General features: G+C 68.2%; 21 protein-coding genes. 8 read left to right on the top strand and 13 right to left on the bottom strand.

What is annotated here, in order from left to right:
* Window positions 1-121: 121 nt before the first annotated feature.
* Entirely contained in the window at window positions 122-928 is an 807-nt protein-coding gene (locus B5Y19_RS01535) for an MBL fold metallo-hydrolase (RefSeq protein WP_055727433.1), read from the bottom strand.
* Between the two features lie 115 nt (window positions 929-1043).
* Window positions 1044-1589, bottom strand: coding sequence for a hypothetical protein (locus B5Y19_RS01530; protein WP_055727432.1), 546 nt, complete (start codon window positions 1587-1589; stop codon window positions 1044-1046).
* A 160-nt stretch (window positions 1590-1749) separates the two neighbouring features.
* On the opposite strand from B5Y19_RS01530, the gene ettA reads away from it, so the two are divergent.
* On the top strand, window positions 1750-3402 hold the full coding sequence (ettA, locus tag B5Y19_RS01525) for an energy-dependent translational throttle protein EttA (RefSeq protein WP_055727431.1): 1653 nt from the start codon (window positions 1750-1752) through the stop codon (window positions 3400-3402).
* Window positions 3403-3468: 66 nt separating this feature from the next.
* Here ettA and B5Y19_RS01520 read toward each other — a convergent pair whose 3' ends face one another.
* From B5Y19_RS01520 to B5Y19_RS01485, 7 genes are all read right to left on the bottom strand, one after another.
* Window positions 3469-4680 (bottom strand): glycosyltransferase, encoded by a 1212-nt coding sequence (locus B5Y19_RS01520; RefSeq protein ID WP_055727430.1) that lies wholly within the window; start codon window positions 4678-4680, stop codon window positions 3469-3471.
* Between the two features lie 217 nt (window positions 4681-4897).
* Entirely contained in the window at window positions 4898-5491 is a 594-nt protein-coding gene (locus B5Y19_RS01515; RefSeq protein ID WP_055727429.1) for a 3'-5' exonuclease family protein, read from the bottom strand.
* Window positions 5492-5567: 76 nt separating this feature from the next.
* Window positions 5568-5960, bottom strand: a complete 393-nt coding sequence (locus B5Y19_RS01510) for a GFA family protein (RefSeq protein ID WP_055727428.1) — start codon at window positions 5958-5960, stop codon at window positions 5568-5570.
* 11 nt (window positions 5961-5971) lie between these two features.
* Complete coding sequence (locus tag B5Y19_RS01505) at window positions 5972-6796, bottom strand: nucleotidyltransferase domain-containing protein (protein ID WP_055727427.1); 825 nt, start codon at window positions 6794-6796, stop codon at window positions 5972-5974.
* An 899-nt stretch (window positions 6797-7695) separates the two neighbouring features.
* Window positions 7696-8334 carry a class I SAM-dependent methyltransferase gene (locus B5Y19_RS01495; RefSeq protein ID WP_055727425.1) on the bottom strand — a complete coding sequence of 213 codons (639 nt, stop codon included), beginning with the start codon at window positions 8332-8334 and terminating at the stop codon, window positions 7696-7698.
* Window positions 8335-8434: 100 nt separating this feature from the next.
* The gene (locus B5Y19_RS01490; protein WP_055727424.1) at window positions 8435-9604 is read right to left on the bottom strand and encodes an alpha-hydroxy acid oxidase; all 1170 of its coding nucleotides are present in this window, start codon (window positions 9602-9604) and stop codon (window positions 8435-8437) included.
* Between the two features lie 94 nt (window positions 9605-9698).
* Window positions 9699-10322, bottom strand: a complete 624-nt coding sequence (locus B5Y19_RS01485; RefSeq protein ID WP_197282416.1) for a YitT family protein — start codon at window positions 10320-10322, stop codon at window positions 9699-9701.
* Window positions 10323-10441: 119 nt separating this feature from the next.
* On the opposite strand from B5Y19_RS01485, the gene B5Y19_RS01480 reads away from it, so the two are divergent.
* The 7 genes from B5Y19_RS01480 to B5Y19_RS01450 all read left to right on the top strand — a co-directional run bounded on the left by B5Y19_RS01480 (window position 10442) and on the right by B5Y19_RS01450 (window position 20527).
* The gene (locus tag B5Y19_RS01480) at window positions 10442-12643 is read left to right on the top strand and encodes a glycoside hydrolase family 3 N-terminal domain-containing protein (RefSeq protein ID WP_055727423.1); all 2202 of its coding nucleotides are present in this window, start codon (window positions 10442-10444) and stop codon (window positions 12641-12643) included.
* 125 nt (window positions 12644-12768) lie between these two features.
* Window positions 12769-12972, top strand: coding sequence for a cold-shock protein (locus B5Y19_RS01475; RefSeq protein WP_055727422.1), 204 nt, complete (start codon window positions 12769-12771; stop codon window positions 12970-12972).
* 817 nt (window positions 12973-13789) lie between these two features.
* A complete protein-coding gene (locus B5Y19_RS01470) occupies window positions 13790-14803 on the top strand; it encodes an ArsR/SmtB family transcription factor (protein WP_055727421.1) in 1014 nt (337 codons plus the stop codon).
* On the top strand, window positions 14803-15714 hold the full coding sequence (metF, locus tag B5Y19_RS01465; protein ID WP_079591015.1) for a methylenetetrahydrofolate reductase [NAD(P)H]: 912 nt from the start codon (window positions 14803-14805) through the stop codon (window positions 15712-15714). Before B5Y19_RS01470 ends, metF begins: the two co-directional genes overlap by 1 nt.
* 168 nt (window positions 15715-15882) lie before the next feature.
* On the top strand, window positions 15883-19635 hold the full coding sequence (gene metH, locus B5Y19_RS01460; protein ID WP_055727419.1) for a methionine synthase: 3753 nt from the start codon (window positions 15883-15885) through the stop codon (window positions 19633-19635).
* Between the two features lie 153 nt (window positions 19636-19788).
* Window positions 19789-20097 (top strand): alkylphosphonate utilization protein, encoded by a 309-nt coding sequence (locus B5Y19_RS01455; protein ID WP_055727418.1) that lies wholly within the window; start codon window positions 19789-19791, stop codon window positions 20095-20097.
* A 13-nt stretch (window positions 20098-20110) separates the two neighbouring features.
* Entirely contained in the window at window positions 20111-20527 is a 417-nt protein-coding gene (locus B5Y19_RS01450) for a GNAT family N-acetyltransferase (RefSeq protein ID WP_055727417.1), read from the top strand.
* 33 nt (window positions 20528-20560) lie between these two features.
* Here B5Y19_RS01450 and B5Y19_RS01445 read toward each other — a convergent pair whose 3' ends face one another.
* From B5Y19_RS01445 to B5Y19_RS01430, 4 genes are all read right to left on the bottom strand, one after another.
* Entirely contained in the window at window positions 20561-21520 is a 960-nt protein-coding gene (locus B5Y19_RS01445) for a GGDEF domain-containing protein (RefSeq protein ID WP_055727416.1), read from the bottom strand.
* A 106-nt stretch (window positions 21521-21626) separates the two neighbouring features.
* The gene (locus B5Y19_RS01440) at window positions 21627-22859 is read right to left on the bottom strand and encodes an ABC transporter permease (RefSeq protein WP_055727415.1); all 1233 of its coding nucleotides are present in this window, start codon (window positions 22857-22859) and stop codon (window positions 21627-21629) included.
* Window positions 22856-23620 carry an ABC transporter ATP-binding protein gene (locus B5Y19_RS01435; RefSeq protein ID WP_055727414.1) on the bottom strand — a complete coding sequence of 255 codons (765 nt, stop codon included), beginning with the start codon at window positions 23618-23620 and terminating at the stop codon, window positions 22856-22858. Before B5Y19_RS01435 ends, B5Y19_RS01440 begins: the two co-directional genes overlap by 4 nt.
* Before the next feature lie 160 nt (window positions 23621-23780).
* Window positions 23781-25436 (bottom strand): efflux RND transporter periplasmic adaptor subunit, encoded by a 1656-nt coding sequence (locus B5Y19_RS01430; protein ID WP_079591014.1) that lies wholly within the window; start codon window positions 25434-25436, stop codon window positions 23781-23783.
* Window positions 25437-25507 lie beyond the last annotated feature (71 nt).

The following is a 25507-nucleotide window of genomic DNA, read 5'->3' as shown; positions in this document are numbered from 1 at the left end:
TGGTCGGGCTCGTCCCGACCGTCCCTGTCTTTGCCGGTCGAGGATCAGGTTCAAGACGTGGATGCTCGCCACAAGGGCGAGCATGACGGGGTGGAAGCCTGGTGCTTTGTGCTGCGTGACGCTAATGCCCGGGCAGGACGATCATGGTGGGCTTGGCCGGCAATGTGGCCTTGCTCAGCGTGATCACCGGCTGCTCGCGGAGCTCGACCGGCCAGAGCTCCTGCGTCCGGGCGAGGAAGCGGTTCAGCGTCCCGCCGCCGAAGAAGTGCATCGGGATCATCACCCGTGCCTGGACCGCCTTCAGCACTTCGAGCATGCCTTCCTGGTCGAGCGTGTAGCTGCCGTCGACCGGGAAGAGCAGGATGTCGACCCGGCCGAGCGCGCGCAGATGGCCGGGCTCGAGCGGATGATGCAGATGGCCGAGATGGGCGATGCAGAGATCGCCGATCTCGAAGACGAAGATCGAGTTGCCGTCGTAGTCGGTACCGCCATCATAGGTGCGGATATTGGTCGGCACGTTGCGGACGCGGACGTCGCCGAGCGTGACGTCGTGCTTCGCCGCGCCCTGTCCGCTCGTGCTCCAGCCCGGCAGGACCTGCTTGATGGCGGGGTCGGGGCTGCGGGAATTGTGGGTCGAGTGCGCCTTGTTCATCGTGGCGATGTCGGGCGTCACCGGCGGGCGGACATAGTCGTTGTAATCGGTCGCGGCCTTCACCCCGCCCGGCGTCTCGATCAGGAAGGTGGCATGGCCGACGAAGGTGAGCCGGACCTCGTCCTTGGCGAGCTGCACGCGCTGGATCGGCAGGCGATAGCTCGCCATTTCCGGGCGGCACCCGGGCTCTCCTGACTCGGCGCGGGCGGGCGCGGGGACGAAACCGGCGATGGCGGCAATGAAAGCCAGTACTGCGAAGGGGCGCGACAGATTCATCGACCGGCTCCTGCTTTCCCGTGGCCTCCGACGATCAGGCAAATGGCGGGCCGTTGGAAGCGTTCTGGCGGATTTGTGAACCGAGCTGCCGGGAGGCGGTCCCGGACGGGCAGCGTCACGCCTGGGGCGGCCTGACCTCGACATTCGCCGCGGCGAGGCGGCGATAGAGCTTCCGGCGGCGCAGGATCGGCACCCAGTCGTAAAGGAACATCTCGGCCGGGCGCCAGATCACGACCCAGCCGATGATGATCAGGCTCTCCTGGAAGACGCGCGCGAACGGCCCGTCCTGGCCCCGGGTCAGCAGCCAGCTGAGAAACAGGCAGCCGGCGAGCCCGACGAAGCCGATCATGAAGGCCAGGCGGCCGTCATGGAAGAGCTCGTGCAGCGCCCGCGTCTCGGCGCTCGCTCGGCCGGCGAACCAGCGCGTGATCGCGGTGGCGAGATCCGGCAGAGGCTTGTGGGGCGCATCGGGCCTTTCGAGATGGATCACGATCGCGATCGGCTTGTCCTTGGGCAGGTCGCGCGCCCAGTCGAGGATGTATTCCTCGGCCTCCGCGGCGAGGTCGCCCTCGCGAAAGGGGAAGGGGTCGAGGCTGTTGAAGAGCTGTGCGGCGTCGCGCAGCCTCAGCTCGATCGTCGTCTTGCCGTTCTGCTCGGGCATCTCGGGTGGCCTCGGCCGGGGAAACCCCGTATTGTCCGGGACGGACTGGCCGCCGGCAATCCGCCCCGAGCGGTTGCGGCAGGCGCTGCCGCTCGCTACATAGCGGCCAGATTTCCCGACATCCTTGTCGCCAAGCCCCGAACGCGGAGCCGCTCGCCTCATGTCACGTCAGTTCATCTACCATATGCGCGGCCTGTCCAAGACCTATCCGGGCGGCAAGCAGGTCCTGAACAACATCCATCTCTCCTTCTACCCGGATGCCAAGATCGGCGTGCTCGGCGTCAACGGCGCCGGCAAGTCGACCCTGCTCAAGATCATGGCGGGCATGGACAAGGAATGGACCGGCGAGGCCTGGGTCGCGGAAGGCGCGCGCGTCGGCTACCTGCCGCAGGAGCCCAAGCTCGACGAGAGCCTGACCGTCCGCGAGAACGTCATGCTCGGCGTCGCGCCGCAGAAGGCGGTGCTCGACCGCTACAACGAGCTCGCCATGAACTATTCGGACGAGACCGCCGACGAGATGACCAATCTCCAGGACGAGATCGAGGCCAAGGGCCTGTGGGATCTCGATTCCAAGGTCGACCAGGCGATGGACGCGCTGCGCTGCCCGCCGGACGACTGGGCCGTCGACAAGCTCTCGGGCGGCGAGCGCCGCCGCGTCGCCATGTGCAAGCTCCTGCTGGAGCAGCCGGAGCTGCTGCTGCTCGACGAGCCGACCAACCATTTGGACGCCGAGACCACGGCCTGGCTGGAAGGGCACCTGCGGACCTATCCGGGCGCGATCCTGATCGTCACCCACGACCGCTACTTCCTCGACAACGTCACGAGCTGGATCCTCGAGCTCGATCGCGGCCAGGGCATCCCCTATGAGGGCAACTACTCGTCCTGGTCGGTCCAGAAGCAGAAGCGCCTCGCGCAGGAAGGCCGCGAGGACGCCTCGCGCCAGAAGACCCTGGAGCGCGAAGCGGAGTGGATGGCGCAGTCGCCCAAGGCCCGCCAGGCCAAGAGCAAGGCCCGCATCCAGCGCTATGACGAGCTCGTCCAGAAGGCCAACAGCAAGGGGCCGGACACCGCGCAGATCATCATCCCGATCGCCGAGCGGCTGGGCAACAACGTCGTCGATTTCGAGGGCCTGTCGAAGGGTTTCCAGGACAAGCTCCTGATCGACGATCTCTCGTTCAAGCTGCCGCCGGGCGGCATCGTCGGCGTGATCGGCCCCAACGGCGCCGGCAAGACCACGCTGTTCAAGATGATCACCGGCGCCGAGAAGCCGGATGCCGGCACGATCAAGGTCGGCGAGAGCGTCCAGCTCGGCTATGTCGACCAGAGCCGCGACTCGCTCGACGACAAGAAGAACGTCTGGGAGGAAATCTCCGGCGGCAACGACGTGCTCTATCTCGGTAAGCGCGAGATCAACTCTCGCGCCTATTGCTCGGCCTTCAACTTCAAGGGCGGCGACCAGCAGAAGAAGGTCGGCTCGCTCTCCGGCGGTGAGCGCAACCGCGTCCATCTCGCCAAGATGCTGAAGTCCGGCGCCAATCTGCTGCTGCTCGACGAGCCGACCAACGACCTCGACGTCGACACGCTGCGCGCGCTCGAAGAGGCGCTCGAGGATTACGCCGGCTGCGCCGTGATCATCAGCCACGATCGCTGGTTCCTCGACCGCATCGCGACCCATATCCTCGCCTTCGAGGGCGACAGCCATGTCGAGTGGTTCGAGGGCAACTTCGCCGATTACGAGGAGGACAAGAAGCGCCGCCTCGGCATCGACTCCACGATCCCGAAGCGGATTCAGTACAAGAAGTTCTCGCGCTGAGGCGCTGGACTCCGGCTCAAAAAGCCCCGCGGCGCAAAGCGCGCCGCGGGGCTTTTTCGTTGGCTGCTACCGTGCGGCTTCGGCCAGAAGCTGCGCCGCCCTCTCGGCGCCGTCGGTGCGGATAGACCCGGCCATTTCCGCAGCGCGGCGCCCGGTTCGCGTCGACAGGGCGATTTCGAGCGCAGAGGGGAAGGATGCGGAGGTCGGCGTCGGCCCGTCATGGGCGGCGCCGATGCCGAGCGCGGCGACGCGCGCGGCCCAATAGGGCTGGTCCACGACCTGCGGGACGATCAATTGTGGAGCACCGGCCAGGGCTGCCGTCGCGGTGGTGCCGGCGCCGCCATGATGGACCACGGCCGCGACGCGGCGAAACAGGGCCAGCTGGTTGACCTCGCCGACGGCGAAGCAGTCCTCCCGCCCGTCGATCAGCCCGAGCCCGGCCCAGCCGCCGAACAGGATGGTCCGGTGGCCTCTCGTCCTGATCGCCTCGATGGCAACCTGTGCCGCATCGCGGCTGGCCTCCATCGCCATGCTGCCGAAGCCGACATAGACGGGCGGCGTGCCGGCTTCCAGAAAGGCGACGAGGCTGTCCGGCAGCGGCCGGTCATCCGGCAAGAACCAGGCGCCGGTCTGGACGGCGTCGCACTGGTCCGAGCTCCAAGGGCCGAGCACGGGGTCGGAGGCCAGCCAGGGCCGGTCGGTGAAGATGTGGTCGCGCACATTATCGAGGCCGGGCAGTCCGAGCTTCCGGCGATGTCGATTGACGGCCTCGCCGAACAGCGCGTTCATCACCTCGATGTTGCGCCTCCAGAGCGCGCCGATGTCGGTCATTTCCGGCGGGTGCGGCCAGCCCGGATATTCGAAGGGGCGGTGGGCATCTGAGGGAAGCAGCAGCGGGCAGAAGCTTACATGCCGGTAGGGCAGGCCGAGGCTCTCGCCGACGGCGCGTGCAGCTGCGGTCGAGGGAAACAGGCCGGTCGCGGCGATGATGTCGCAATCCTGTGCCGCAGCCGACAAGGCATCGTATTGCGCGCCGACCATCTCGCCGGCGAGCAGCGGCAGTTTCGAGCCCGCCTGCCGCGCATTCGCGACCCATTCGCGCACCGGCATGAAGGCCGGGGCGAAGGGGATGCCGAAGGCGGCTGCCAGGTCGCTGAATTCCCGGTCGGGCGGAGCGCTGAGCGTGACCCCGATGCCGAGCGCCCGAAGCTGGAGCGCCAGACCCACCATGGGCTGGACATCGCCACGCGAACCATAAGTCGAAAGCAAAACGCGCATTTCCCTGCTCCTTCCTGTGTCGAAGGGCAGGGCTCATACATCGGGGCCGGCGGCTTGCCGCAAGCCCCCCTGGATGGTACAGGCTTCTTATGGGATGGAGCGGTGGCTCTCCCGGACCTTTCTCATCGACCTAAGCCGTGGAAGCGATTGCCTTGCCGGGCCAGCATTCGGCGCTGCAGTGCCTCGCCCTCAATGCGATGCCCGACAGGCTGCCCGGTCAGGCTCCGTGCCGCGCGTCCTCGTCGCGAATGAGAAAGCTCAGCAGGTTCGCATAGCCTCGGGCGTCGTCTATCGCCCGATGCGTATGCTCGACCGCACCGAGCCATTCGCTCGGATAGCGATCGACATCGCATTCCCACTGTCCCCGCCCGGAGCGCCCGGCGACCATCGACATGAGGCAGAGCGGGGCGTGCCGGAAGAGCCGGTCGGAGATCCACGGCCCTTCCAGCAGCGGCCGGCCGGTGAACCTCCTCAGGTAGAAATCGATCCATGGGCCGTCCAGCGCGACGGGGTGTGCCGCGAAAATCGGCTTGCCGCCCAGCGACCTGATCCAGCCGGAAAACCGCTCGACCACCATGGCGGCGGGCTGCGGATCTGCGGTCGCTGCCGCCCAGGCTTCCGGGTGCGCTCGCCAGAACGCCATCGTATCCGGGTCGCGTTCGGCGCCCTCGAGCGGTTCCAGAACCGCCTCGAACGCGCCGAGGATCCGGCCGGCGGCCGATACCGCCACGGAGCCGAACGACAGCATCGAGTTTACTCCCGGCGTCGGCCCGTCAAACTCGCAGTCGGTCACGATGTAGAGGTATGGCATCGCCGCTCCCGGTCTCTCGCGAAGCGAGCTTACCCGAGCTTGTCCGGAGGCAAACTGAGATTTCGAGACGATCCGGCTATTCCTCGGAACGGCCCGTGGTCTCCCGGTCGTGTTCGTAGCGCTTCCTGACCGGAAACGGCGGCAGCCAGGATTCGCGACGGACGGTCCAGAGCTCGTAGGTCGGCACGAACTGGTCGGGGGCGTCGAGCGAGCCGAGATTGATTTCGGTTTCGTCCCCGCTTCGCCCGAAGATGGTCGAGCCGCAGCGCGGGCAGAAATGCCGCCCGGCATAGTCGCGCGTTTCGCCTTCGATCGTCACCGCCTCCTCGGGGAAGATCGCGGAGGCATGGAACAGGGCGCCGTGATGCTTGCGGCAGTCGAGGCAGTGGCAGAGGCCGACCCGATAGGGGCGCCCCGACGCCACGAAGCGGACGCTTCCGCACAGGCAGCCGCCGGTGAACCGCTCCATGCTGCTCTCCTTCACGTCAAGCGGGCGGCAGCGGCGCCGCGCCTGGACGGCCCCGCATCGTCGATGAATGCGTGCAGGAGCCCGGGCATGCCTCGCGTCGGCTTCACCCCCGGATCGTCGGCCCGCAGGTCGAGATAGGAATCGATCGCTGCCGCGATGGCGTCCCTGACCGAGCCGGGATCGTGGCGGGCGACCGTGGCCGCCATCTTGCCCTCCTCGTCCAGGCCGAGCGCTTCCACGCGCCTGACGCCGCGCTGGTTCCTGCCGGCGCGGCGGCAGAGCAGCGGGCCGAGCACCTGCTCGCGGAAGAAGCCGAGCATGCCGATGGCTTCGTAGAGTTCGCCGCGGGCAAGCTTGGTGGCCGCGTAATGCAGCCAGATCCAGGCGCGGGCCTCGAACCATTCGGAGGGCAGGTTCGGCCATTCGACACGGCCGGCCTGGACCCGCCTTTCGATCGCCGCCGGATCCCGGGCGAACAGAACGGCGCGCTGCTCGATCTGGTGGTCGAGATCGGATGCGAGCACGAATTTCAGGTCGACGTGCAGAAGAGGCGGGCCATAGAGGCAGATCAGCAGGCGCGGCTCGCCGACATGCTCGCCGGTGAAGGCGCTGACCAGATCAGCCAGCGCACCGGCGAAATCCATGCGGGACGCCATCACCTCCGCATAGCTGTCGTCCTCGACGATGATGACGAAGTCGAGGTCCGAATGCGGGTCGAGGCCGCCGTGGATATATGACCCGCCGATCAGGAGGGCGTTGAATCGCTCGTCGGACGCGACCGCGTTTCGCACGCGTTCCAGAAATTCCGCATGAACTCGGGGAAGGGCGCTGGGCATCTGTTTCTCCTGGCCAGCACGCCAGAATGCAACAGATGGAGGTGCCGGCGCAATCGGCCTCCGGCGAGCTTTCCGTTCTCGCGCATGGGCGATGCGGTTTCCATGGATCGGCTTCGGGGCGGAAGCGGATCTCCGCCGCACGCTTATCGACCGATGAAGTGCTCCATCCAGCCCTCGTCCGCCTGCCGGTGCCGAGCGATCGCGCGCTTTGGCGGTCATGGCGAAGAATTGCGGCTTGGAGTAAAATGGCTGGTGAGGGACGCGGCCGGCGCAGCGAGTTGCTGAGGCCCAAAAAAAGGCCTTGCCGATCGTCGCTCGCTCGTTGGGTGGAGGTTCGGATGAGGAAACTCGCGACCGTAGCCACCGTAGCTCTCCTCATGACCGGCGGTGTCAGCGCGGCCAATGCGCAGTATTGGCGCGGCGGCGGATGGGGCTACCATGGCGGATATTATCGCTACGGCTGTTGTGGCGGCGGCGCCGTAGCGGCTGGACTCGTCGGTGGTGCGCTCCTGGGCGGCCTGCTCACCGCAGCAGCCACGGCACCTGCCTACGGATACGGGTACGGATACGCTTATCCCTACGGCTATGGATACGGATATCCCGTCTATCGCTCAGCTTATTATTATCGGCCCCGCGTATATTATGCGCGGCCGGTCTACGTTGCGCCGCGCTATGGATGGTATCGTGGATACTACGGCCCGCGTTACTACGGGGCCCGCTGGGCACATCCGCGATATTATTGAATGGATCGTCGCCGATTCTGACGGGGCCTGACGATTGAGCGTTGCGGCTCCGTGCCGCCGCGAGGTCTGCGGCCTTGGCGCGAGCGCGATCAAGACCTGCCCGGCTGCGACAATGGGGGCGCTTTCGCAAGAGACGCAGCGAGCGGGGCTACGCCTTCAGCGCCTGCGAGCGACGAAGAAAGGCCGTGCGTCCCGGCCGCGGGAGGCGTGCTGGCCGCGCTCGACGATCTCGAAGCCCGCCGCGACGATCGCGCGCTCCAGCTCCGCCGCGGAGAAGGACGCCACATGGGGCGCCTTGCCGAGGAACTGCATGACGGGCACCGCGAGGCGCATCGCCAGATTCATCTCCTTGAGGCAAGGCGTCTTGGAGATGAACAGGCCGCCGGGCTTCAGCAGCCGGTGAACGCCGCCGAGCGCCGCTTCCCGGGCGGCCACCAGATGCAGGACGTTGAAGCCGAGCGCGACGTCGAAGCTCTCGTCCGGCCAGGGCGCCGCATCCGGAGTGCCGATCTCGAAGACCGCGTTGGCGTGGTTTCCCTCCGCGGCCCTTTCCCGCGCGATGGCGATCATGCTGCCGGATATGTCGGTCGCCACGATGCGCGCGACGAAGGGCGCGAGCCTGAGCGCCGTCGTCCCGGTGCCGCAGCCGAATTCGAATGCCGTCGCGCTGCCGTCGAGATAGGCCCGGGTCCGCTCGAGGGTGCGCTCATAGCCCGCCATGTCGGCGACGGGGCCGGCGGCGTATTTGCGCGCGGCGCGGTCCCAGAAGCGTGCGTCGTTCACGGCGCGGACCATGTGACCTCCCGTGCAGCGTCTTCCGCCCGCGCGGCGTCTTCCGCGCGATGCCGGGGTCGGCATCGCGGCGTGGTCGAGCGAAGGCGGCCGGCGGCTGTGGTCAGCCGGCCAGCCGCTTGATCGCTCCGGCGCGCCCGCCGACGAGGACGCGCTCGTCGACCTGCTTGATGTCGCGCAGGCCGCAGAGCGCCATGGTGACATCCATCTCCTTGCGGATGATGTCGAGCGCGGCGGTGACGCCCTCCTCGCCCATCGCGCCGAGCCCGTAGAGGAAGGCGCGGCCGATGAAGGTGCCCTTGGCACCGAGCGCGACCGCCTTGAGCACGTCCTGGCCCGAGCGGATGCCGCCGTCGAACAGCACCTCGATGCGGTTGCCGACCTGCTCGACGATGCCGGGCAGGGCCTCGATCGAGGAGAGCGCGCCGTCGAGCTGGCGGCCGCCATGGTTGGAGACGATCAGCGCGTCGGCGCCGCTCTTGGCCGCCATCTCGGCGTCCTCGGGATCAAGGATGCCCTTGAGGATCAGCTTGCCGCCCCACTGGTCCTTGATCCACTTGATGTCGTCCCAGTTCAGCTGGGGATCGAACTGGCTGGCCGTCCAGTTGGAGAGCGAGGACATGTCGGCGACGCCGGTGACATGGCCGACGATGTTGCCGAACTGCCGGCGCGGCGTGTCCAGCATCTTCAGGCACCAGCGCGGCTTGAAGGCGAGGTTGATCAGGTTGGCGATGGTCGGCTTCGGCGGGGCGGAGAGGCCGTTGCGGATGTCCTTGTGGCGCTGGCCGAGGATCTGCAGGTCGAGCGTCAGCACCAGCGCCGAGCAGCCGGCCGCCTTGGCGCGCTGGATCAGGCGGGCGATGAAGTCGCGATCCTTCATCACATAGAGCTGGAACCAGAAGGGTGCGCTGGTGTGCTTCGCCACGTCCTCGATCGAGCAGATGCTCATGGTCGAGAGGGTGAAGGGCACGCCGGCCTTGGCGGCGGCCCGCGCCGCGAGGATCTCGCCATCGGCGTGCTGCATGCCGGTGAGGCCGGTCGGCGCGAGCGCGACGGGCATCGCGACGGGCTGACCGATCATCTCGGTGGCCAGCGAGCGGTTCGTCATGTCGACGGCGACGCGCTGGCGCAGCTTGATCTTGGCGAAGTCGGTCTCGTTCGCGCGATAGGTGCCCTCGGTCCAGGCGCCGGAATCGGCATAGTCGTAGAACATGCGCGGCACGCGGCGCTTGGCCAGCAGGCGCAGGTCTTCGATGGTCAGGGGCTGGGCCATGTCTCGTCTCGCCGTTCGCTACCCGTCGTTTACCCCGGCTGACTCGCATGACGAAGGGCGAGGCGCAACCTCCTGAGCGGCGGATGGGCCTGCGTCAGGAGACCGCCATGTAGCGGCCGGGCTTGTGGTTCATCCCCAGGATGGCGTTGAGGACGAGCGTGCCGACCAGCGACAGCGCGACCTTGTCCAGCGGCAGCACGAACAGGGCGGCGACGAAGATCGCCGCGTCGATGCCGAGCTGGACCCAGCCGGCGCGCAGCCCGTGGCGCTCCTGCAAATAGAGCGCGAGGATGTTGACGCCGCCGATCGCGGTGCGGTGGCGCGCCAGCGCCAGCAGGCCGAGCCCCATCGCGACGCCGCCGGCGACCGCGGCATAGAGCGGCGCCACCGCCTCGATGCGGAACCAGCCCGGCGTCGCCCAGACGAAGAACGAGACCAGCGCGACGGCCGCGCCCGTGCGCAGCGTGAAGGCGAGCCCCATCCGCTGGAAGGCGAGCCAGTAGAACGGCAGGTTGAGGGCGAAGAACAGCAGGCTGAAATCGGCGCCCGTGGCGAATTGCAGCAGCAAGGCGAGCCCGGCCGCGCCGCCGGTGAGCAGCGTCGCCTTGGCGAAGAGGACGATGCCGATGCTGACCATCAGCGTGCCCAGGGGCAAGGCGAGCAGGTCTTCGTAGAGGCGGTGCTGCTGGGGCATGGCTGCGCTGGCGGTCTGCGACATGGCGAGCCCTGTATCGGCTGACGGCTTCATGCGCCAGAGGGCATGCAACGGTTGAGCCAGACGGAACGATCCTGTAGGGCGCAGGCTCTTGCCTCTGCCTTCCCGGAGAGATTCCCGAGATGCTTCTGCGGCTCGTCGCTGCCTTCCTGCTGCTGATCCCGGCCTCGTTCGCCTTTTCCCAGCAGCCCCCCGTCGCCTGGAAAACCGGAAGCGAGGCGCGCGAGATCGAGCGCAAGGTCGACGCGCTGATCCGGCGCATGACGCTGGAGGAGAAGGTCGGCCAGCTCCATCTCTCCGGCCGCGGCGAGGGCTTCGACATCAACCAGGTCCGCAGCGGCGACATGGGCGCGGTGATGAACTTCGTCGTGCCGGCCGAGGTCCTGGCCGTGCAGAAGGCGGTGCGCGAGAGCCGCCTGAAGATCCCGCTGATCATCGGGCTCGACGCCGTCCACGGCTTCTCGACCTATTTCCCGCTGCCGCTCGGCCAGGCGTCGAGCTGGAACCCCGCGCTGATCGAGCAGGCCGCCTACTGGACCGGCCGCGAGGCCGCCGCCGCAGGCATCAACTGGACCTTCGCGCCGATGGTCGACATCTCGCGCGATCCGCGCTGGGGGCGCGTTCTGGAAGGGGCGGGCGAGGACGCCTTTCTCGGCGCGGTGGTCGCGCGGGCGCGCACTCTCGGCTACCAGCGCGGCGGCGTCGCGACCACGCCGAAGCACTTCGTCAGCTATGGCGCGGCCGAGGCTGGCCGCGACTACAACTCGACCTGGATCCCGACGAGCCAGCTCTTCGACCTGCACCTGCCGCCGTTCAAGGCTTCCTTCGATGCCGGGGCGATGACCGCGATGGCGGCCTTCAACGCGCTCAACGGCGTGCCGGCGACGGCGCATAAGGGCATGCTGACCGATCTCTTGCGCGGCCAATGGGGCTTCCGCGGCTTCGTCACCTCCGATTTCGGCTCGATCACCGAGCTCAGGCTGCACGGCATCGCCCGCGACGACGCCGAAGCCGCGCGCAAGGCGCTGCTGGCCGGCATCGACATGGACATGATGGGCGACGTCTACCACAAGCATCTCGCCGCCGAGGTGCGCGCCGGCCGCGTGCCGGTGAAGGCGCTGGACGAGGCGGTGCGCCGGGTGCTGCGCGTCAAGTTCCATCTCGGCCTGTTCGGGAAGCCGGATGTCGACCCCGCCGCCGCGCCCAAGCTGATGCAGACGGAGGCCGCCCGCGAGGTCGCGCTGCAGGCGGCGCGCGAGGGCGCGATCCTGCTCAAGAACGCGGACGAGACCCTGCCGATCCGCGACACGGTGAAGTCGGTCGCGGTGATCGGCGCCATGGCGGTGCCGGAGGACGAGCGGGTCTGGACCGATCCGGCCGGCCTCGGCCGGCGCCGCATCACCCCGCTGCCCGAGGCGCTGCGCGAGCGGCTGCCGAAGGAGGTCGCGGTCAACTACCAGCCGGCCTTCACCAAGAATTGCGGCACGGAATTCGCCGACAAGCAGGCCGCCATCCGCGCCGCCGCCGAAGCCGACCTCGTCGTCGCCATGCTGGGCGAGGATTGCGAGTTCATGGGCGAGGCGGCCTCGCGCACCAAGCTCGACCTGCCCGGAGTCCAGCAGGAGCTGCTCGAGGCGCTGGTCGCCACCGGCAAGCCCGTGGTCCTGGTGTTGGCGACCGGCCGGCCGCTCGTCCTGAGCTGGGCCAGCGAGCATGTCGCGGCGATCCTGCAGACCTTCCATGGCGGCACGGAGGGGCGCACCGCGATCGCCGACATCCTGACCGGGCGCTACAACCCCTCGGGCCGGGTGCCGATGAGCTTCCCGCGCTCGGTCGGGCAGATCCCCGTCTACTACAGCCAGCTGCCGACGGGGCGGCCGGAGAAGATCCGCCAGCGCTACGAGTCCATCTTCATGGACGAGCGCAACGAGCCGCTCTACCCCTTCGGCTACGGGCTCTCCTACAGCCGCTTCACCTATGCCGATCCGCGTGTCTCGGCCTCGTCGATGCCGCTCGACGGGCAGGTCGAGGTCTCGGTCGACGTCAGCAACACCGGCTCGCGCGACGGGCAGGAGGTGGTGCAGCTCTATATCCGCCAGCCGGTGGCCAGCCTGTCGCGGCCGCTGCGCGAACTGAAGGGCTTCGAGAAGGTGACGCTCAAGGCCGGCGAGACGCGGACCGTGCGGTTCAGGCTGGAGGCGGCGAAGCTCGGCGCCCATGATGAACGGGGACGCTACGTCGTCGACCCCGGAGAGGTGGAGATCTACCTCGGCGGCTCCTCCCGCGCGGCGGCGAAGACCCAGGTCATCCTGACCAAATCTTGATCGATCTGATGATTCGTCTGCGCGGCGTTTGATCTCGACAAGATCGGGTTTTCGGTCAATCCTTCCCTTGCCGGCTTGCACGCCTCGGCGCGCGGGCCGGCAGGCGCGGCTTCGAGGGATTGGCGATGGCGACCGGAACCGTCAAATGGTTCAATACTGAGAAGGGATACGGCTTCATCCAACCGGCGGAAGGCGGCAAGGACGTGTTCGTCCATATCACGGCCGTCAAGGAAGCCGGGATGATGACGTTGACGGAAGGGCAGAAGGTTTCGTTCGAGCTGAAGACCGAGCGCGGCAAGACGGCGGCGGGCGATCTGAAAGTGCTTTGAACCTTTTCCTGCTGCGAAGGAGAACCGCCTGCCGCGTGCGGCCAAGGCCGTGGCAGGCGTGTGCCGACAGCTAAAGACCGGACCGGCGTCATGCAGCCGCCTCTCCGGACAATTTGCTTTTACCGACATTGATGACGGCGCACCGAAAACCCCGTCCAGGCCTGGCCTGCGGGGTTTTCGGGCTTGGCATCCGAGGGATGCGCGGAGCCTGGCGGCGTTCGCAGTCGACGGCTGCGTGCCGATGTCGAGTCGATGTCGATGATGTCGAACAGCGACGACCTCGCGCCGTTCGGCTCCGCGCACGGGTATCTGGGGGTCCGCTTCGCGTCTGAAGTCCGGCAAAGGACGGGGCCTGCCTGTTCGGCCCGGGCGAAGACGGCACCTCCGCATCTTGCGAACCCGCAACGGTTCGGGATGCGAAGCCCGCAATCCCCTCCGGCCCACGATGCCTCGCGAAGCCCCTCGGTCGGATGGGACGCGCGCATCATAGGCATGGTTTCGGGTACCGGGGATAAGTTTGGGTGAGGGGGAAGCGGATCGTTTCGGTCGCGGCCAGAAGCAACTGCTCTGCGTCATGGTCGGGCTTGTCCCGACCACCCACGTCTTTGCTGGTGGAGGGCTGTGTTCAAGACGTGGATGCTCGCCACAAGAGCGAGCATGACGGCGAGGTGCCAGGCGGCTCGTCCGCTCGATGCGCTTCGACCTCGCGCTCGCTCATCGTCCTATCTTCCGCACGACAATCCGCTTGCACGAACGGCGCGTTTGACATAAAGATATCTTTATATCTTTTTTCTTTGCGACGAGGGAGCGTGACAGCGTGCGGCAGCCGACGGCATTGTCCTCCGATGTGCTTCTCGCCGGCCTGCGGGCCGCGGGCGAGGAGACGCGGCTGCGCATCCTGGCGCTGCTCTCGGAGGGCGAGCTCTCCGTCTCCGACCTGACCGACATCCTGGGCCAGTCGCAGCCGCGCATCTCGCGCCATCTCAAGCTGCTCGCCGAGGCCGGGCTGGTCCGGCGCTCGCGCGAGGGGGCCTGGGCCTTCTTCCGGCTCGACGAGACCGGGCCGGGCGGCGCCTTCGCCGCCTCGCTCGCCGCCTGGCTCGACCTCAACGACCCGGTGCTCGCGGCCGATCGCGAGCGGCTCGCCGCCGTCCGGGCGAACCGCGCCGAGGCGGCGCAGAGCTATTTCGCCAGTGTCGCACGCGACTGGGACCGGCTGCGCAGCCTGCAGGTGCCGGACCATGTCGTCGAGGCGGCGGTCGAGGGCGCCGTGGGGGAGGGCACGCCCGGCGCCATGCTCGACCTCGGCACCGGCACGGGGCGGATGCTGGAGCGGATCGCGCCGAAGTTCGGCCGCGCCGTCGGCGTCGACGCCAACCATGCGATGCTGGCGGTGGCGCGCGCCAATCTGGAGCAGGCGGGCCTTTCGCGCGTCGAGCTTCGGCAGGGCGACATCTACGCGCTGCCCTTCGCGCGCGGCTCCTTCGATCTCGTCATCATCCATCAGGTGCTGCACTTCCTCGACGATCCCGGCCGGGCCGTGCGCGAGGCGGCCGCGATGCTGGCGCCCGGCGGGCGGCTGATCGTCGTCGATTTCGCGCCGCATGAGATGGAGTTCCTGCGGACCGAGCATGCGCATCGCCGGCTCGGCTTCTCGCGGCAGCAGATCGCCGGCTGGTTCGCCGAGGCGGGGCTCGCCTGCGACCTGTCGCAGGAGGTGACGCTCGCCGATGGCGGCTCCGGCCAGCTCCCGGTGATGCTCTGGCGCGGCCGTGACCGGCGCGTCCAGGCCGATCCGCCGGCCCGCAAAATCAATCTCGAGGTCGCGTGATGAATGCCTTCCGCCCCAGCCGCCACGGCTCGCGCCGTCCCCGCGTCTCCTTCGAATTCTTCCCGCCGAAGACGGCCGAGATGGAGGTCGCGCTGTGGGAGTCCGTGCGCCGGCTCGAGCCGCTCGGCCCCAGCTTCGTCTCGGTGACCTACGGCGCCGGCGGCTCGACCCGCGAGCGCACCCACGCCACCGTCAAGCGCATGGTCGACGAGACTGCGCTCAAGCCCGCCGCCCATCTCACCTGCGTTTCGGCGTCGAAGGCCGAGGTCGACGACGTCATCCGCTCCTATTGGGATGCCGGCGTGCGCCATGTCGTGGCACTGCGCGGCGATCCGGCCGGTGGACTCGGCACGGTCTATGAGGCGCATCCGGAAGGCTACCAACAGACCTGCGACCTCGTCGCCGGCCTGAAGCGCATCGGCGATTTCGAGGTGACGGTTTCGGCCTATCCGGAGAAGCACCCGGAAGCGGCCTCGCTCGACGCCGATATCGATGCGCTCAAGAAGAAGGTCGATGCCGGCGCGACGCGGGCGATCACCCAGTTCTTCTTCGATAACGACGTCTATTTCCGCTATCTCGACAAGGTCCGCGCGCGCGGCATCGAGATCCCGATCCTGCCCGGCATCGTGCCGGTGCAGAACTTCAAGCAGACCGCCGGCTTCGCCCGCAAGACGGGCGCGAGCGTGCCGGAATGGCTGGCCGACCGCTTCGAGGGGCTCGAGGACGACGCGGCGACGCGCCGCCTCGTCGCGGCGGCCGTCTGCGCCGAGCAGGTCCTCGATCTGATCGACCGCGGCGCAACCGACCTGCATTTCTACACGATGAACAAGGCCGATCTCGTCTACGCCATCTGCCATCTCGTCGGCCTCAAGCCCGAGAAGCAGGCGGCGCAGGCCGTGGCGGCGGAATGAATTGACGAGCCCTCATCCTGAGGAGCCGCGTCAGCGGCGTCTCGAAGGATGCTTCAGGAGGCTCCGGAACCATCTGGAGCATCCTTCGAGACGCGCTTCTGGCGAAGCGCTCCTCAGGATGAGGGCCGAGTTTTCGAGCAGACCCGTTTCCGGTTGGAAAGCGTAACGATGTCCGACTTCATTCCCGCTCCCGTCGACGGCGCCGAAATCGAGCGCTCGCTGCGCCAGGCGGCTGCCAAGCGCATCCTCGTGCTCGACGGCGCGATGGGCACGCAGATCCAGAACCTCAAGCTCTCGGAAGCGGATTTTCGCGGCGAGCGCTTCAAGGGCTTCAATCACGATCTCAAGGGCAATAACGACATCATCGCGCTGACGCAGCCCGACGCGCTGCGCGACATCCATCTCGCCTATTTCCGGGCGGGCGCCGACATCGTCGAGACCAACACCTTCTCGGGCACCTCGATCGCCCAGGCCGATTACGGCATGGAGGCCTATGTCTACGAGCTGAACGTCGCCTGCTCGCGCATCGCCCGCGAGGCGGCCGCGATCGCGCAGAAGGAGGACGGGCGGCGGCGCTTCGTCGCCGGCGCGATCGGCCCGACCAACCGCACGCTCTCGATCTCGCCCGACGTCAACAATCCGGGCTTCCGCGCCGTGACCTTCGACCAGGTGCGCGACGCCTATGCCGAGCAGGTGAGGGGGCTGATCGATGGCGGTTCCGAGCTGCTGCTGATCGAGACGATCTTCGACACGCTCAACGCCAAGGCCGCGATCGTCGCGATCGAGGAGGTGTTCCGCGCCAAGGGCCTGCGCCTGCCGGTGATGATCTCCGGCACGATCACCGACCTCTCGGGCCGCACGCTCTCGGGCCAGACGGTCGAGGCCTTCTGGAACGCGGTGCGCCATGCCGCACCGCTGACCATCGGTCTCAACTGCGCGCTCGGCGCGCGCGAGATGCGGGCGCATATCAAGGACATGTCGCGCATCGCCGATACGCTGGTCTGCGCTTATCCGAATGCCGGCCTGCCCAACGAATTCGGCCTCTATGACGAACGGCCGGAAGCGACGGCCAAGATGCTGGCCGAGTTCAGCGACGCCGGCTTCGTCAATGTCGTCGGCGGCTGCTGCGGCACCACGCCGGAGCATATCGCGGCGATCGCGCAAGCCGTCGCCGGCAAGGCGCCGCGCCAGATCCCCGAGGCGAAGCCCTATCTCCGGCTTGCCGGTCTCGAGCCCTTCACGCTCGACGAGACCATTCCCTTCGTGAATGTCGGCGAGCGCACCAACGTCACCGGCTCGGCCAGGTTCCGCAAGCTCATCACCAATGGCGACTATGCCGCCGCGCTCGACGTGGCACGCGACCAGGTCGCCAACGGCGCGCAGGTCATCGACATCAACATGGATGAGGGCCTGCTCGATTCCGAGAAGGCGATGACCGAGTTCTGCAATCTCATTGCCTCGGAGCCGGATATCAGCCGCGTTCCGATCATGGTGGACTCGTCGAAGTTCCCGGTGATCGAGGCCGGCCTCAAGACCATCCAGGGCAAGCCGATCGTCAACTCGATCTCGATGAAGGAGGGCGAGGAGGCCTTCCTCGATCATGCCCGGATCTGCCGGCAATACGGCGCGGCGGTGGTCGTGATGGCCTTCGACGAGGTCGGCCAGGCCGATACCTTCCAGCGCAAGATCGAGATCTGCACCCGGGCCTACAAGCTCCTGACCGAGAAGGCCGGCTTCCCGCCACAGGACATCATCTTCGACCCGAACATCTTCGCGGTGGCGACGGGCATCGAGGAGCACGACAACTACGGCAACGACTTCATCGAGGCGACGAAGGCGATCCGCGAGAGCCTGCCGCACGCCCATATCTCGGGCGGCGTCTCGAACCTCTCCTTCTCCTTCCGCGGCAACGAGAAGGTCCGCGAGGCGATGCACTCGGTGTTCCTCTACCACGCCATCAAGGCGGGGATGGACATGGGCATCGTCAATGCCGGCCAGCTCGGCTCCTATGACGATCTCGATCCGGAGCTGCGCGAGCTCTGCGAGGACGTCGTCCTCAACCGCCGCAAGGACTCGACCGAGCGGCTGCTGGAGGCCGCGCCGCGCTTCAAGGGCGACGGCTCGGCGGCAGCCTCGGGCAAGGACCTCGCCTGGCGTGAACTGCCGGTCGAGAAGCGGCTGGAGCATGCGCTGGTCGCAGGCATCACCGAGTTCATCGAGGCCGATACGGAAGAGGCCCGGCAGAACGCCGAGAAGCCGCTGCACGTCATCGAAGGCCCGCTGATGGCCGGGATGAACGTGGTCGGCGACCTGTTCGGCTCGGGCAAGATGTTCCTGCCCCAGGTGGTGAAGTCCGCCCGCGTGATGAAGCAGGCAGTCGCCTATCTCATGCCCTTCATGGAGGAGGAGAAGCGCCTGAACGGCGGTTCCGAGCGCGCCGCCGCCGGCAAGGTGCTGATGGCGACGGTGAAGGGCGATGTCCACGACATCGGCAAGAACATCGTCGGCGTCGTGCTCCAGTGCAACAATTACGAGGTGATCGACCTCGGCGTGATGGTGCCGACCCAGAAGATCCTGGAGACGGCGCGCAGGGAGAAGGTCGACATCATCGGCCTCTCCGGACTGATCACGCCCTCGCTCGACGAGATGGTGACGGTCGCCTCCGAAATGGAGCGCGAGGGCTTCGACATCCCGCTGCTGATCGGCGGAGCGACGACCAGCCGCGTCCACACCGCGGTGAAGATCCACCCGGCCTATAGCGCCGGGCAGACGGTGCACGTCAACGACGCCTCGCGCGCCGTCGGCGTGGTGTCGAGCCTGCTCTCGCAGGAGCAGAAGCCTGCTTACGTCGCCGGCGTGCAAGCGGAATACGCCAAGGTCGCCGAGGCGCATCGCCGCTCGGAAGCCGACAAGCAGCGCCTGCCGCTGGCCAGGGCCCGCGCGAATGCGTTCAAGCCGGATTGGGCGAGTTATGTCCCGCCGAAGCCGAGCTTCCTGGGCACGCGGACCTTCCGCACCTATGACATCGCCGATCTCGTGCCGGTGATCGACTGGACGCCGTTCTTCCAGACCTGGGAGCTGAAGGGCCGCTTCCCGGCCATCCTGGAGGACGAGAAGCAGGGCGAGGCCGCCCGCCAGCTCTGGGACGATGCGCAGTCGATGCTGAAGCGCGTGGTCGAGGAGCGCTGGTTCAATCCGAAGGGCGTGATCGGATTCTGGCCGGCGAATGCCGTCGGCGACGATATCCGCCTCTATACCGGTGAGAGCCGGCAGGAGACGCTCGCGACCTTCCACGGCCTGCGCCAGCAGCTGCTGCGGCGGGACGGCAAGCCCAATCTCTGCCTCTCGGATTTCGTCGCGCCGGAAGGCGGCGCGCCCGACTATATCGGCGCCTTCGCCGTCACCTCCGGAGCGGAAGAGGAGCGCATCTCCGAGAAGTTCGCACGCGACAATGACGACTACCGCTCGATCATGGTCAAGGCGCTGGCGGACCGCTTCGCCGAGGCCTTCGCCGAGCGGATGCACCAGCTCGTGCGCAAGGAGTTCTGGGGCTATGCGCCGGACGAGACCTTCACCAATGACGAGCTGATCCGCGAGGAATACCAGGGCATCCGCCCGGCGCCGGGCTATCCGGCCCAGCCCGACCACACCGAGAAGGAAACCCTGTTCCGGCTGCTGGAGGCCGAGCGCCGCGTCGGCGTCAAGCTCACCGAGAGCTATGCGATGTGGCCGGGCTCCTCGGTCTCGGGCCTCTATTTCTCGCATCCGGAGGCGTATTATTTCGGCGTCGCCAAGGTCGAGCGCGACCAGGTCGAGGATTATGCCGCGCGCAAGGGCATGACGATCGAGGAGGTCGAGCGCTGGCTCGCGCCGATCCTCAATTACGATACGGCTGCCTATCGTCTGCAGGCGGCGGAGTAGGTCCGGCACCCGGGCGGCGCGCCCCGGCGCGCTGCCCGAGACGCCTGCCGTGACAAGATTATACAGACGCGGCTTGTTGAATTATCCGGGCGGCTCGGTTAACCCGGGTCCAGGCCGGGGTCGCCCGGCGATGACAGGATGAGCAGAGCGGTCATGGCCGACGACAACGACGATTACGTTTACGACGAGGCGACGGGCGAGTGGCGCCCGGCATCGGAGGTCGCGGCCGCCGCCGCCGCCGCGGAGCGCGTCGAAGTGCGCGACGCTGCCGGGAACATCCTTGCTGACGGCGATTCCGTCGTCCTGATCAAGGACCTCAAGGTCAAGGGCGCCGGGCAGACGCTGAAGCAGGGCACGGTGATCCGTACGATCCGCCTGACCGATAATCCCGAAGAGATCGATTGTCGCCACGACGCGATCAAGGGGCTGGTGCTGCGCACCGAATTCGTCCGCAAGCGCTGAGCCGGACGTGGCGATGATCCGTCAAGCCGTCCCAGCCGACCATCCCCGCATCCATGCCATCCGCATGGGCGTGCGCGAGAACATCCTCACCGATCCTTCGCTGGTGACGGAGGAGGAGGTCGACTGGTACCGCGAGCACGCGATCTTCCTGGTCGCCGAGGAGGCGGGCGAGATCGTCGCCTTCACCTGCGCCAATCACCAGAACGGGCTGGTCTGGGCCCTGTTCGTCGATCCGGAGCGGGAAGGGCGCGGCCATGGCCGGGCGCTGCTCGACGCCGCGCTCACGAAGCTGAAGGCGGCGGGCAACGCCCAGGCCTGGCTGACGACGGGGGCGAACACCCGGGCCGAGCGCTTCTATCGCCGCCATGGCTGGCGCGACATGGGCCATTCGCTGGACGGGCAGATCGTCTTCATCAAGACGCTGGCCTGAGGCGCGGCGGCCGGGCCCGAGGGCTGCGCCCGCTCAGCCGCCTTGTGGTGCGAAACCATGCGCGGCGGCCGCGCGGATGGTGCTGACCGGCCCGTCGAAGACGCGCATGCAATTTCCGCCTGCCATGCCGGCGAGCTGGAGCGCGGCCTCGGCCTCGGCGAAGATGCCATCCTGCTCGCGATGGCCGCCCGGCTGCAGCAGGGCGCCGCCGATCGAGAGCGTGAAATCCAGCACGACGGCGCCGTGCGAGACGGGGCGGCACAGCAGGCGGCGCGTGCCGTCCAGCACCGTGCCCAGATAGAGCCGGTCCCCCGGCATCCGCAGCAGGAGGCCGAAGGCGCCGTTGCCGACCCGTTCGACGGCAAGGGCATCGGGAAAGAGGCGCTGCAGCCGCCCGCCGACGCAGCGCAGGAGCTCCTCGCAGGCCGCCTTGCCGAAGCGCTCGACGAGCGAGCCGAAACCGTCGACCTGGAAGATCGCGAAAGCGCAGCGCTCGACCTCCCGGTTGCGCTCGTAGCGGAGCGCGCGCAGCGGTTCGAGGAAGCAGCGATGCGCGAAGGCGCCGGTGACGGGCTCGGCTCGGGCGAGGCTGGCGAGCTCCGTCCACAGGCCCTTTTCCGCCGTCACGTCCTGCTTCGAGCCGAAGATGCGGATCGGCCGGCCGTGCTGATGGCCGACGCCGACGATGAGGCGCATCCAGCGCTTCTCGCCGGTTGCGGCGATGATCCGGCAATCCAGCGCAAAGCCCTGGCCGGTGCCGATCGCCTTGCTGCGCAATTGGTTCATCTCGCGGCGCGAACGCTCCTCGTAGAGATCGAGGATCGAACTGCGATAGATGCCGGAGCCGCGCTTCAGGCCGAAGAGATCGTAGACGCCGTCGGTCCAGCTCAGCGTTTCATTGGCGAGGTTGCATTCCCAGGCGCCGAGGGAAGCCGGCGCGGCGGCGCGCTCATGGAGGGGCTGGGGCGCCGCGATGAAGCCATGGCTGGTCAAGGCATGCCCCCTTCGATGTCGAGCTCGGAAGAGCAGTCTAGGGCCGGTCGGTTAAGCGACGCTTTCCCGGAATGACAGTGATGGTTCCGCGTAAAGCCGGGAGACCCTATTCCCGCCGCAGCGCCTCGATCGGATCGAGCCGGGCGGCGCGCCTTGCCGGGTAGAAGCCGAAGAAGACGCCGATCAACCCGGAGACGCCGACCGCGATCAGGATCGTGCGGATCGAGATCACCGAGGGCCAGCCGGCGACATGGGCGATGGTCAGCGCCGCCGCGATTCCGAGCGCGGCCCCGGCCGCGCCGCCGATCGTCGCCAGCGTCGTCGCCTCGATCAGGAACTGGGTCAGCACCGCGCTCTGGCGGGCGCCGACGGCGAGCCTGAGGCCGATCTCGCGTGTGCGCTCGGTCACCGAGACCAGCATGATGTTCATGATGCCGATGCCGCCGACGAGCAGCGAGACGGCGGCCACCGCCGCGAGCAGCCAGGACAGGGTGGTCGCGGCAGCGGTCGCGGTGTTGGCGATCTCGGTGAGGTTGCGGACGATGAAATCGTCTTCCTGGTCCTCGGTCAGCCGGTGGCGCTGGCGCAGCAGCGCGGTGACCTCGGCGATGCCGGGATTGATCGCCTCCTCGCTGGCGAACTTGACCATGATGCTCTGCACCGAGCGGTCGCGGGCATAGTTGCGGCCGACGATGCGGCGCCGGCCGGTGTCGAGCGGCACGAAGATGACGTCGTCCTGGTCCTGGCCCAGCGCCGACTGGCCCTTGGACGCCATCACGCCGATGACCTTGAAGGGCACGTTGCGGATGCGGAACTGCTGGTCGAGCGGGCTGTCCTCGCCGAAGAGGTTGCGCGCCACGGTCTGGCCGATCACGGCGACGATCTCGCCCTTGCGCAACTCCTCGGGCTCGAACAGCCGGCCTTCGGCAACCTCCCATTCGCGCGCGTTGAAGAAATCGAGATCGGTCGCGGTGATCTGGGTCGACCAGTTGGTGCCGGCATAGACGGCCTGGGCGCGGGTGACGATGACCGGGGCGGCGGCGGTGGCGTCCTCGACCTCCTTGAGGATCGCGGCCGCGTCCTCGTCAGTCAGCGTCGAGGAGGCGCCGGCACCCAGCCGCACGCCGCCCTGCGTGACGTTGCCGGACTGGATGATGGCGAGGTTGGCGCCGAGCGACTTGATCTGGCCGGTGACGCGTTCGCGCGCGCCTGCGCCGATCGCGACCATGGCGATGACCGCGGCGACGCCGATGATGATGCCGAGCATCGTCAGGGCCGAGCGCAGCGCATTGGCGCCGATGGCGGAAAGGGCGGAGCGGAGGGCTTCGGTGAGGCTCATGCGGCGGCCTCCGGCAAATCTGTATCGGGCAGGCTGGCGCCGGCATCGAGGGCGGCCAGCGCGGCGCGCGCATCGGCCGGCTCCTGCCTGACGTCGTTGAGCAGGTGGCCGTCGCGGAAGCGGATCAGCCGGCGCGCATGGCGGGCGACCTCGGCGTCATGGGTGACCAGGACGACGGTGACGCCCTCGCGGTTCAGGTCCTGGAAGAGTGCGAGGATCTCGAGCGCGGTGCGGCTGTCGAGTGCGCCGGTCGGCTCATCCGCCAGCAGGAGGCGCGGCTCGTTGACCAGCGCGCGGGCGATGGCGACGCGCTGCTGCTGGCCGCCGGAAAGCTGCATCGGGCGATGATGGGCGCGCTCGGCGAGGCCGACCCGCGACAGCGCCGCCAGCGCGCGCCGCTTCCGCTCGGCCTTTGCCACGCCGGCATAGACCATCGGCAGTTCGACATTGGAGCAGGCGTCGATGCGCGGCAGCAGGTTGAACTGCTGGAAGACGAAGCCGAGCTTGCGGTTGCGCAGCGCGGCGAGCCCGTCGCCCGACAGCGTCTCGACCGCGACGCCGTCCAGCATGTAGTGCCCGCCGGTCGGCCGGTCGAGGCAGCCGATCAGGTTCATGAAGGTGGATTTTCCCGAGCCGGAGGGACCCATCACCGCGACGAGGTCCCCGGCCTCGATCGCGAGCGAGACCCGGTCCAGCGCGGTGACGCGGCCGGAATCGAGGTCGTAGACGCGGGAGAGGTCTCGGGTCTCGATCAGGGGCATCTCGGCCTCCCTCGCGCCCGGCGGTGTGCTGCGCCGTCATGCTCGCCCTTGTGGCGAGCATCCACGCCTTGAACACCGCACGCGTCAAACGAAGACATGGATGGTCGGGGCAAGCCCGACCATGACGCCGGAGGCGCGGCCCGAGATATGCGCGCCCTCATCAGAACAGCCGCGGCCCGCGCGGGCGGTAGGCGGGCTGCTCGGGCGGCGCCGTCGCGCGCGGGCCGCCGCCGACCACCACCTGCGTGCCGTCCCCGACCTCGCCGCCGAGGAGCTCGGTGAAGGCGCCGTCGGTCGGGCCGAGAACGATCGGCACGGCCTTGGGCTGGCCGGCCTCGTCGAGCACATAGACCCGGCCCGGCACGCCCCGGCGCGGCGCCGCGCGGCTTTCCTGCATGATCGCCTCGAACTTGCTGCGGCGCTCCGGATCGAGGGCCGCGGCGATCCGGGAGACGAGCTCCTTGCGCGCGGCGCCGAAGGCGGCGCGCCGCTCCTCCGGGGAGAGGCCGGCCATCGCCTCGCGCGTGCCGCGGCGCTCCTTCAGGATCTCGGCGATCGCCTGCTTCTGCTCGGCCGTCGGCTGCAGCTCGGTCTCGATCCGTTCGCGCAGGGCGCCGGCGCTGCGGCCGCGCCCGCCCGCCGGGCCTTCGGCCGCGGGGCCCGCCATGGCGGGCGCGGCTTGTGGCGCTGCGCCGACGGGGCGGAAGCGCAGCGCCGCGTTGGGCACGCGCAGCGCGTCGGGCCGGTCCTCCGTCACGACCTGGAGATTGGCGGTCATGCCCGGCAGCAGCGCCATGTCGCCGTTCTGGACACGCACGATGCCGGTATAGGTGACGACGTTCTGGATGGTCTGCGCGCCGAGCCTGACCATCTCGACCCGGCCCTGGAAATTGCGGTTCGGATAGGCGTTGACGGTGAAGGAGACCGCCTGGCCCGGCTTCAGCCGGCCGACATCGGCCTCGTCGACATTGGCGTAGATGTCGATGGTGCGCAGGTCCTGCGCGATCTGGAAGAGGGTCGGCGCCGAGAGCGAGGCCGCGACGGTCTGGCCGAGATCGACCTGGCGCTGGACCACGACGCCGTCGACCGGGGAGCGGATCTCGGTGCGCTCGAGGTCGATCAGGATGTCGCGAAGCTTGGCCTCGCGGCTGCCGATCAGGGCCTGGCCGGACTGGACCTGGCCCTCGGCCAGCTGGATGTCGGCATCGAGCCCCTTGAGCTCGGCGCGGGCGGAGGCGAGCTGGGCCTCGTTCGAGGCGAGGCTCGCCGTCTGGATCTCGACCTGGGTGCGCGCCGTGTCGAGGTTCTGCTGCGAGCCGGTGCTGCGGTTGAAGAGCTCGTTCTGGCGCTCGAAGGTGCGCTTGGCGTCGGCGAGCTGCGCCTGCGTGCGGTCGCGCTGGGCCTCGAGGTCGCGGATGATCGAGTCGGCCTTGGTGCGGGCGGTGCGGGCACGCTCGAGCTGGGCGCGCTTGACCACGAGATCGGCCCTGGCCTGGTCGAGATCGGCCTGCGCCGCGTCGCGGCGCGTCTTGATCTGGTCGCTGTTGAGGCGGGCCACGATCTGGCCGGCCTTCACCTGCGAATTATAGTCGGCGAGGATCTCGACGATCTGGCCCGACAACTGCGAGCCGACGAGGACGGTGGTGACCGGCGTCAGCGTGCCGGTGGCGCGCACTGCCGCGGTGATGCGGCCGCGATCGAGCGTCGCGGTGCGATAGGGCGGCTCGTTGGCGGCGCCCCCGGCCGGGCGCAACGCCCAGTAACCGCCGGCGGCCGCGAGGACGATCAGCCCGGTTCCGATCAGCCATCTGCGCAAGGTCGTTCCCCGTTCCGAATGCGCACCTGCGCAGCCGAAGCGGGAGCTTGCCAGAAAGCGCGGCGCGCCGC

The sequence above is a fragment of the Allobosea thiooxidans genome (assembly GCF_900168195.1).
GTDB classification, from domain to species: Bacteria; Pseudomonadota; Alphaproteobacteria; order Rhizobiales; family Beijerinckiaceae; genus Allobosea; species Allobosea thiooxidans.
The sequence above is the reverse complement of the archived record's forward strand: the minus strand, read 5'-3'. Positions and strand labels throughout refer to the sequence as shown.